This window comes from Saccharopolyspora sp., assembly GCF_017434145.1.
In the GTDB taxonomy this organism is placed as follows: Bacteria; Actinomycetota; Actinomycetes; order Mycobacteriales; family Pseudonocardiaceae; genus Saccharopolyspora_C; species Saccharopolyspora_C galaxeae.
Map to the genome: position 1 here is coordinate 1 of NZ_JAFRFW010001051.1, position 6932 is coordinate 6932.

The 6932-nt window shown below is 71.2% G+C and carries 5 protein-coding genes and 1 pseudogene; 4 read left to right on the forward strand and 2 right to left on the reverse strand.

What is annotated here, in order from left to right; all coding sequences use genetic code 11:
- Together IJH84_RS28675 and glp are read right to left on the reverse strand one after the other, a co-directional pair.
- Positions 1-519: pseudogene (locus IJH84_RS28675) on the reverse strand (hypothetical protein); the annotation flags it as partial.
- 72 nt (positions 520-591) lie between these two features.
- Positions 592-1839, reverse strand: a complete 1248-nt coding sequence (gene glp / locus IJH84_RS28680; RefSeq protein ID WP_200068349.1) for a gephyrin-like molybdotransferase Glp — start codon at positions 1837-1839, stop codon at positions 592-594.
- Positions 1840-2157: 318 nt separating this feature from the next.
- Here glp and IJH84_RS28685 point away from each other — a divergent pair, with 318 nt between their 5' ends.
- From IJH84_RS28685 to groL, 4 genes are all read left to right on the forward strand, one after another.
- Positions 2158-2835 (forward strand): TIGR00266 family protein, encoded by a 678-nt coding sequence (locus tag IJH84_RS28685; RefSeq protein WP_200068350.1) that lies wholly within the window; start codon positions 2158-2160, stop codon positions 2833-2835.
- A 307-nt stretch (positions 2836-3142) separates the two neighbouring features.
- On the forward strand, positions 3143-3346 hold the full coding sequence (locus IJH84_RS28690) for a cold-shock protein (RefSeq protein ID WP_200068351.1): 204 nt from the start codon (positions 3143-3145) through the stop codon (positions 3344-3346).
- A gap of 247 nt (positions 3347-3593) precedes the next feature.
- Positions 3594-4982 carry a serine/threonine-protein kinase gene (locus IJH84_RS28695; protein WP_200068352.1) on the forward strand — a complete coding sequence of 463 codons (1389 nt, stop codon included), beginning with the start codon at positions 3594-3596 and terminating at the stop codon, positions 4980-4982.
- Between the two features lie 298 nt (positions 4983-5280).
- Positions 5281-6903, forward strand: coding sequence for a chaperonin GroEL (gene groL / locus IJH84_RS28700; protein ID WP_295151161.1), 1623 nt, complete (start codon positions 5281-5283; stop codon positions 6901-6903).
- Positions 6904-6932 lie beyond the last annotated feature (29 nt).

Sequence of the window (6932 nt, forward strand, 5' to 3'; positions counted from 1 at the left end):
CAGCACGCTGGTCCGGACCCGGTCGGCCAGCACCACCAGCCGGCCGGCGCCGACGGTGCGGCCGAGCTCGCGCGCCGCGACGGCCCGCAGATCGCTCGCCGACAACCCGGCCAGCAGCGGCAACCCGATCTCCAGGTAGCGCGCCCGCACCCGCAGGCCCAGCAGCGCGGTGTCCTCGCGCAGCAGCGATCCCGGCTCCGAGGTGATCCGCACTTCGTCCGGGGGCTGCGCTCCGGATCCGGTGCAGACGGTGTCGATCACCTTCCAGACCTTCGGCTGCTCCGCGCGCTTGAGCGCGACTCCGCGCGGGATCTCTTGGCTGCGCAGCACCGTGCGCAGGCCGATGCCGACCACGGCGGCGACCACGAAAGCGGCCAGCCCGGCTCGCGCACCGAGTCCGATGTCGGCGCGCACGGTGTAAGCGGTGATGCCCAGCAGGCCGAGCACCACGGCCAGTGGGAAGGCGAAGAAGCCGATGTGCAACGCCAGCGCCAGGGCGGCGCGCCAGGGGCCACGCACGGGAACTCCAGCTCGAAGTAGACGCGCACCCCGGGGGTGCGCGGGCGGACTTGGCGGACTGCTGCTGCGAGGTCACTCCATCAAGATCACGTCCACGGTCGCGCCCGCGGGTAGCGAAGTCGTCTCCTCCGGCACCTCGAGCAGGCTGTTCGCCCCGGCCATCGCGGAGAGCAGGTGCGAGCCGGGTCCGCCGTGCGGGGTCACCGTCGCGGTCGCCGGGTCGAACACCGCTCTGCGGTACTGCCGTCTGCCCGCCGAGGTCTTCTCCAGCGGCTCGGTCAGCACGGCCTGCCTCGTCGGCCGCTGGTTGCGGTGGTGCCCGGCCGCCGAACGCAGCGCCGGGCGCACGAAGATCTCGAACGACACCATGGAGCTGACCGGGTTACCGGGCAGCGTCACCACCGCGGGGCCGTCCCGGTAGCGCCCGCAGCCCTGCGGCATCCCCGGCTGCATCGCGACCTTGGTGAACTCCACGCCGTTGCCCGCCAGCGCGTCCTTGACCACCTCGTACGCCCCGGCGCTGACCCCGCCGGAGGTGAGGATCAGGTCGGTGGTCTCCAGGTGCGGCTGCAGCGCGGCGTGGAACGAGTCCACGTCGTCGGGCACGAACCGCAGCAGCTGCGCCTCGCCGCCGGCCTCGCGCACCGCAGCGGCCAGCATCAGCCCGTTGGACTCGTAGATCTGCCCGGCGCGCAGCGGCGAACCCGGTTCCACGAGTTCCGAACCGGTGGACAGCACCAGGACCCGCACCGGCCGCCGCACCGGCAGCCGCGCGGCGCCGACGGCCGCGGCGATGCCGAGCTGCGCCGGGCCCAGGGACACTCCGGCGTGGAGCACCGCCGTGCCGACCTGCACGTCCTCCCCGGCTCGGCGCAGGTGCGCACCGGGTTGCACGGAGGCGTGCAGGCGCACCTCGGAGGTCCCGGCGTCGGTGCGTTCCACCGGTACGACCGCGTCCGCTCCCGCGGGCATCTGCGCGCCGGTCATGATCCGGTGCGCGGTGCCGGGCTGCAGCGGCGGGCTGTCGATCCGGCCTGCCGGGACGTCTTCGCTGACCGGCAGCGTCACCGGGTCGTCCGGGCCCGCTTCGGCCACGTCCACCGAGCGGACCGCGTAACCGTCCATCGCGGAGTTGTCGAACGGTGGCAGCGGGATCGCCGCCACCAGGTCTTCGGCCAGCGCCAGGTCCAGGCAGTCCGCCAGCGGGCGGGACTCGGCGCGGGCCGGGGGCAGCAGGGTGGCGATCCGCGCCTGGTGTTCGGGCACCGGGGTCAACCCGGATGGTCCAGTTGCTTGGGGCACGCCCCGATCATCGGTCATGGGGTGCCGCGCTGTCGCCACCGGCGTGCCAAAAGCGACTTGCGCCGCTGGGCTCCGGGGCCGCGGTGGATCGCGCTGCTTCGGTGGGTGATGGTTCGTGCGCGTTTCGCTTCCGCTTCGGGCGGTCGTCGGCTCGGTGCTGTGGCCGTTGCGTGGCAACGGCGCGTCCGCATCGGCGACCGGCGCCGGGTGTCCTCATTGGAAACCGGCGCTGGGTGTCCTCATAGGCGACCGGCGCTGGGTGTCCTTATAGGCGACCAGCGCTGGGCGCCCTCATGGCAAACTGCCTCCGACCGCGCGGCGACCGGAGGAGGGCATGTGCAGGTACGAACCCGTCACACGCCGTCGTTCGGGGTCGCCAGGCTGCTGCTCGCGCCCGGCGAGCCGGTCCGGATCGCGGCCGGTTCGATGCTGGCCACCAGCTACGGCGTCGTGGTCGAAGCGCGCACCGGTGGCGGCCTGCTCAAGTCGCTGACCAGGGGAGCCTTCGGCGGCGACGCGGCGGTGACCACCTGCACGGCCGGGCAGCAGGGCGGTTGGGTCGACGTGGCGGGGCCGTTGCCCGGCGACCTCAACGTGCTCGAGCTGGACGGGCGCGGCTGGTGCGTCGCGCGCGGTGCCTGGCTCGCCTCCGGCGGGACGACGCACAGCGACGACCAGTGGCCCGGGTTCAACAACCTCTTCGGCGGTGAGCCCGGATTCCTCAGCCACGTCAGCGGACCGGGTCCGGTGGTGCTGGCCTGCTACGGCGCGTTGGACGTGATGACCTTGCAGCCCGGTGAGTTCGTCACCGTCGATCCGGGGCACGTGGTGGCCTACGCGGATGCGGTGCAGACCCGGTTGCGCCAGGCCGGTCAGGGCGTGCCGCAGTCGATGCGCACCGGGGAGGGGCTGGTGTTCGACTTCGCCGGCCCGGGACAGGTGCTGGTGCAGACGCGGGATCCCCGCGGTCTGGCGTCCTGGTTGCAGGCGCAGGGTTCCGCGGGCCGTTCCTGACCGCTCGAATGCGGTGCTGCAAATGATCACCGTTTCGCGCATTGCGCGGTGCTGCACGGCCGGTGTTCGTCCGTCTCGAGAATCTCCGTTCGGCGGAATATGCCGCGGCGGTGGTCCGCGGGAAAGGCTTATCCGATGTATCCGATGACGGTGCGTGCTGCATAAATACACCCGTTCGGCCCAGCATTTCGCGGAAAAGTCGCAATGGTGAACGGCGGACGAATCGCGCCTTCTCGGGTAGCGTGACCCCTGCTCCAGCGGCGCTTTCGGGAGCGCCGTGCATCATTGTTTCCACTAGGAGGACGCCGTGGCGGTCGGCACGGTCAAATGGTTCAACTCGGAAAAGGGCTACGGCTTCATCGCCACCGACGGTGGTTCCGATGTGTTCGTGCACTACACCTCGATCAACATGTCCGGTTTCCGCACCCTTTCGGAAGGCGACCGGGTCGAATTCGAGGTGAAACCGGGGCGCGACGGCCGAACCCAGGCGGACGGCGTCCGTAAGGTCTGAGGCGCGCACTGCGGGCCCGGCTCCGGATCGGGGCCGGGCCGCGTGCTGTCCGGCGAATTCGCGCCGCCCGCGATTCGGTGCCCGCGCATCCGGTGCTCGATTCGCCGCCGGTCCCGTCCAGATCTGGTCCGCTGGGTCGATCCGCTGCTGGGCCGGTTTGCTGCTGGGCCGGTTTGCTGGGCCGATCCGACGACGCGCTCCCGGAACCCGCAGACGTCGCTGATCGCCGACCGTTAGGCTCCCCCGCGTGTCGGAAGACCTCACCGGACGCCGCCTCGGCCACTTCAAGATCGACGGGGTGCTGGGCCGCGGCGGGATGAGCGTGCTCTACCGCGCCACCGATACCCGCCTGGGCCGCAAGGTCGCGCTCAAGGTCATGGGCGAGCACATCACCGGTGATGCCGAGTTCCGCGAGCGGTTCGTCGACGAGGCCCGCAACACCTCAGCCATCGACCACGCGAACGTCGTGCCGCTGTACGACTTCGGCGAGATCGACGGGATGCTCTACATCGCGATGCGGCTGGTCGACGGGTCCGACCTGGCCAGCCTGATCAAGGACGGCCCGATCTCGCCGTACCGCGCGGTGGAACTGCTCAGCCAGGTAGCCGAGGCGCTGGACATGCTGCACGAGCGCGGGCTGGTGCACCTGGACCTCAAACCGGCGAACGTGCTGGTGACCTCGCGGGAGTCCGCGGGCGAGCACGTGTACCTCGCGGATTTCGGGCTGACCCGCCGCGGCGCTACCGGGCACCGCACCAGCTCCGGCGACTTCCTCGGGTCGCCGACCTACGCCGCGCCGGAGCACTTGCGCGGCGAGCCGGTCGACGGACGCACCGATCTCTACGCGCTGTGCTGCATGCTGTTCGCCTGCCTGACCGGCCGCCCGCCCTTCCAGGGCGACGTGCAGGAGGTCATCCAGGGTCACTTGAACGCCGAGCCGCCGTCCGCGACGGCGCTGCTGTCGCTGCCGGCGGGGATCGACGCCGTGCTGCGCAACGGCATGTCGAAGAAGCCGGACCAGCGCTACGACGACTGCCGGAAGCTGATGGCGGCCGCGAAGGAAGTGCTGGCGCAGTCCGGGGATGCGCGCACGAAGCGCACCATGCCCGCGGTCGGGCCGCCTTCCGGTCCGCAGCCCGCGCAACCCGGCCCGGTGCCGAACCAGGGCGGACCGGGTTCGGCACCGCCGGTGGCTCCCGGGCCGTTCGGGCCGTCCTACCCGCAGCAGGGCGGTCGGCATCCGGGCGGGCAGCCTCCGGGCTCGCAGCCTCCGGTGAGCCCTCCGGGTGTGCAGCCGCCGGGTGCCCAGCATCCCGGTGCCCAGCCGCAGCCTCCGGGCGTCCGACCTCCCGGTGCCCGGCCGCCGGGAACCCAGCCGCCGGGCGGCGAACCGGTCCGGCTGCGGCCGCCGATGCCCGCGCAGGGCTCGCCGTTCGCGGCCAAGCGGACCGGCGGCACGGCGAAGTGGCTGGTGCCGCTGCTGATCGCGGTGGCTGTTGTCGTGCTCGCGGTCCTGTTCATCGCGATGGCGGTCTCGTCGGGCGGTTCCGGCGGCGGCCCGTCCGGCGGTTCACCGCCGTCCTCGTCGTACAACAGCACCGAACTGCCCACCGAGGTCCCCACGGTCGGCGGCTGAACGGCCTGATCACCTGGGCGAACCCGATGCGCCCGCTCGATCGGGCGAAAAGCGGTCTGCGCCGGAGCGGAGCGGGCGAGCGGCTTGCACTCGATGTGTGTGAGTGCTAAACCTGGATCTGGCACTCAGCGCAGTTGAGTGCCAGGTCGGGACGGTGAGGCCGTCGCGCCGGTGCCACACGACGGTGCCGCCGCGTCCGGTCGTCCGTCGCGGGCACCGAGCCTGGCCGAGCACAGAGTCCTGCCACGGGGTGAACATCCCCCGCGTGGCGTCCAGACAGGTGGAGGACCACACCGCAATGGCCAAGATGATCGCGTTCGACGAGGAAGCCCGCCGCGGCCTTGAGCGCGGCATGAACACCCTCGCCGACGCCGTCAAGGTGACGCTCGGGCCGAGGGGCCGCAACGTCGTGCTCGAAAAGAAGTGGGGCGCGCCGACCATCACCAACGACGGCGTCTCCATCGCCAAGGAGATCGAGCTCGAGGACGCCTGGGAGAAGATCGGCGCCGAGCTCGTCAAGGACGTGGCGAAGAAGACCGACGACGTCGCCGGTGACGGCACGACGACCGCCACCGTGCTGGCCCAGGCGCTGGTGCGCGAGGGTCTGCGCAACGTGGCGGCAGGCGCCAGCCCGATCGCCCTCAAGCGGGGCATCGAGAAGGCCACCGAGGCGATCGCCGAGCAGCTGCTCAAGAACGCCAAGGAGATCGAGACCAAGGACCAGATCGCCGCCACCGCGGGGATCTCGGCCGGCGACCGCCAGATCGGCGAGCTCATCGCCGAGGCGATGGACAAGGTCGGCAAGGAAGGCGTCATCACCGTCGAGGAGAGCAACACCTTCGGGCTCGAGCTCGAGCTCACCGAGGGGATGCGCTTCGACAAGGGCTACATCTCCCCGTACTTCGTGACCGACACGGAGCGGATGGAGGCGTCCCTCGACGACCCGTACATCCTGCTGCTGAGCAGCAAGATCTCGAACATCAAGGACCTGCTCCCGCTGCTGGAGAAGGTCATGCAGTCGAACAAGCCGCTGCTGATCATCTCGGAGGACGTCGAGGGCGAGGCCCTGTCCACCCTGGTGGTCAACAAGAGCCGCGGCACGTTCAAGTCGGTCGCGGTCCAGGCCCCCGGCTTCGGCGACCGCCGCAAGGCGATGCTGCAGGACATGGCGATCCTGACCGGCGGCCAGGTGATCTCCGAGGAGGTCGGCCTGAAGCTGGAGAGCGCCGACCTGCCGCTGCTGGGCCAGGCGCGCAAGGTCGTCGTCACCAAGGACGAGACCACCATCGTCGAGGGCGCCGGTGACGACGAGCAGATCGCCGGCCGGGTCAACGAGATCCGCGCCGAGATCGACCGCTCGGACTCCGACTACGACCGCGAGAAGCTGCAGGAGCGGCTGGCCAAGCTGGCCGGCGGCGTGGCCGTGATCAAGGCCGGTGCGGCGACCGAGGTCGAGCTCAAGGAGCGCAAGCACCGGATCGAGGACGCGGTCCGCAACGCCAAGGCCGCCGTCGAGGAGGGCGTCGTCGCCGGTGGCGGCGTTTCCCTGCTGCAGGCGACCGTGGCCGCGTTCGACGACCTCAAGCTGGAGGGCGACGAGGCGACCGGCGCGAACAGCGTCCGGCTGGCCGTCGAGGGCCCGCTCAAGCAGATCGCCATCAACGCCGGCCTCGAGGGCGGCGTCGTGGCGGAGAAGGTCAAGGGCCTCGCCCCCGGCCACGGCCTCAACGCCGCGACCGGCGAGTACGAGGACCTGCTGGCCGCGGGCGTCACCGACCCGGCCAAGGTCACCCGCTCGGCGCTGCAGAACGCCGCGTCGATCGCCGCGCTGTTCCTGACCACCGAATCCCTGGTCACCGATATTCCCGCGCCGGAACCGGCTGCCCCCGCAGGCAACCCCGGCATGGGCGGCATGTATTGATGTCCACCTGAATGCGCAAGGCGCGACTC

What these genes read in the sequence shown, in the direction of transcription:
- glp (WP_200068349.1), bottom strand. Translation starts at nt 1,839, where the DNA reads ATGACCGATGATCGGGGCGTGCCCCAAGCAACTGGACCATCCGGGTTG.
- groL (WP_295151161.1), top strand. Translation starts at nt 5,281, where the DNA reads ATGGCCAAGATGATCGCGTTCGACGAGGAAGCCCGCCGCGGCCTTGAG.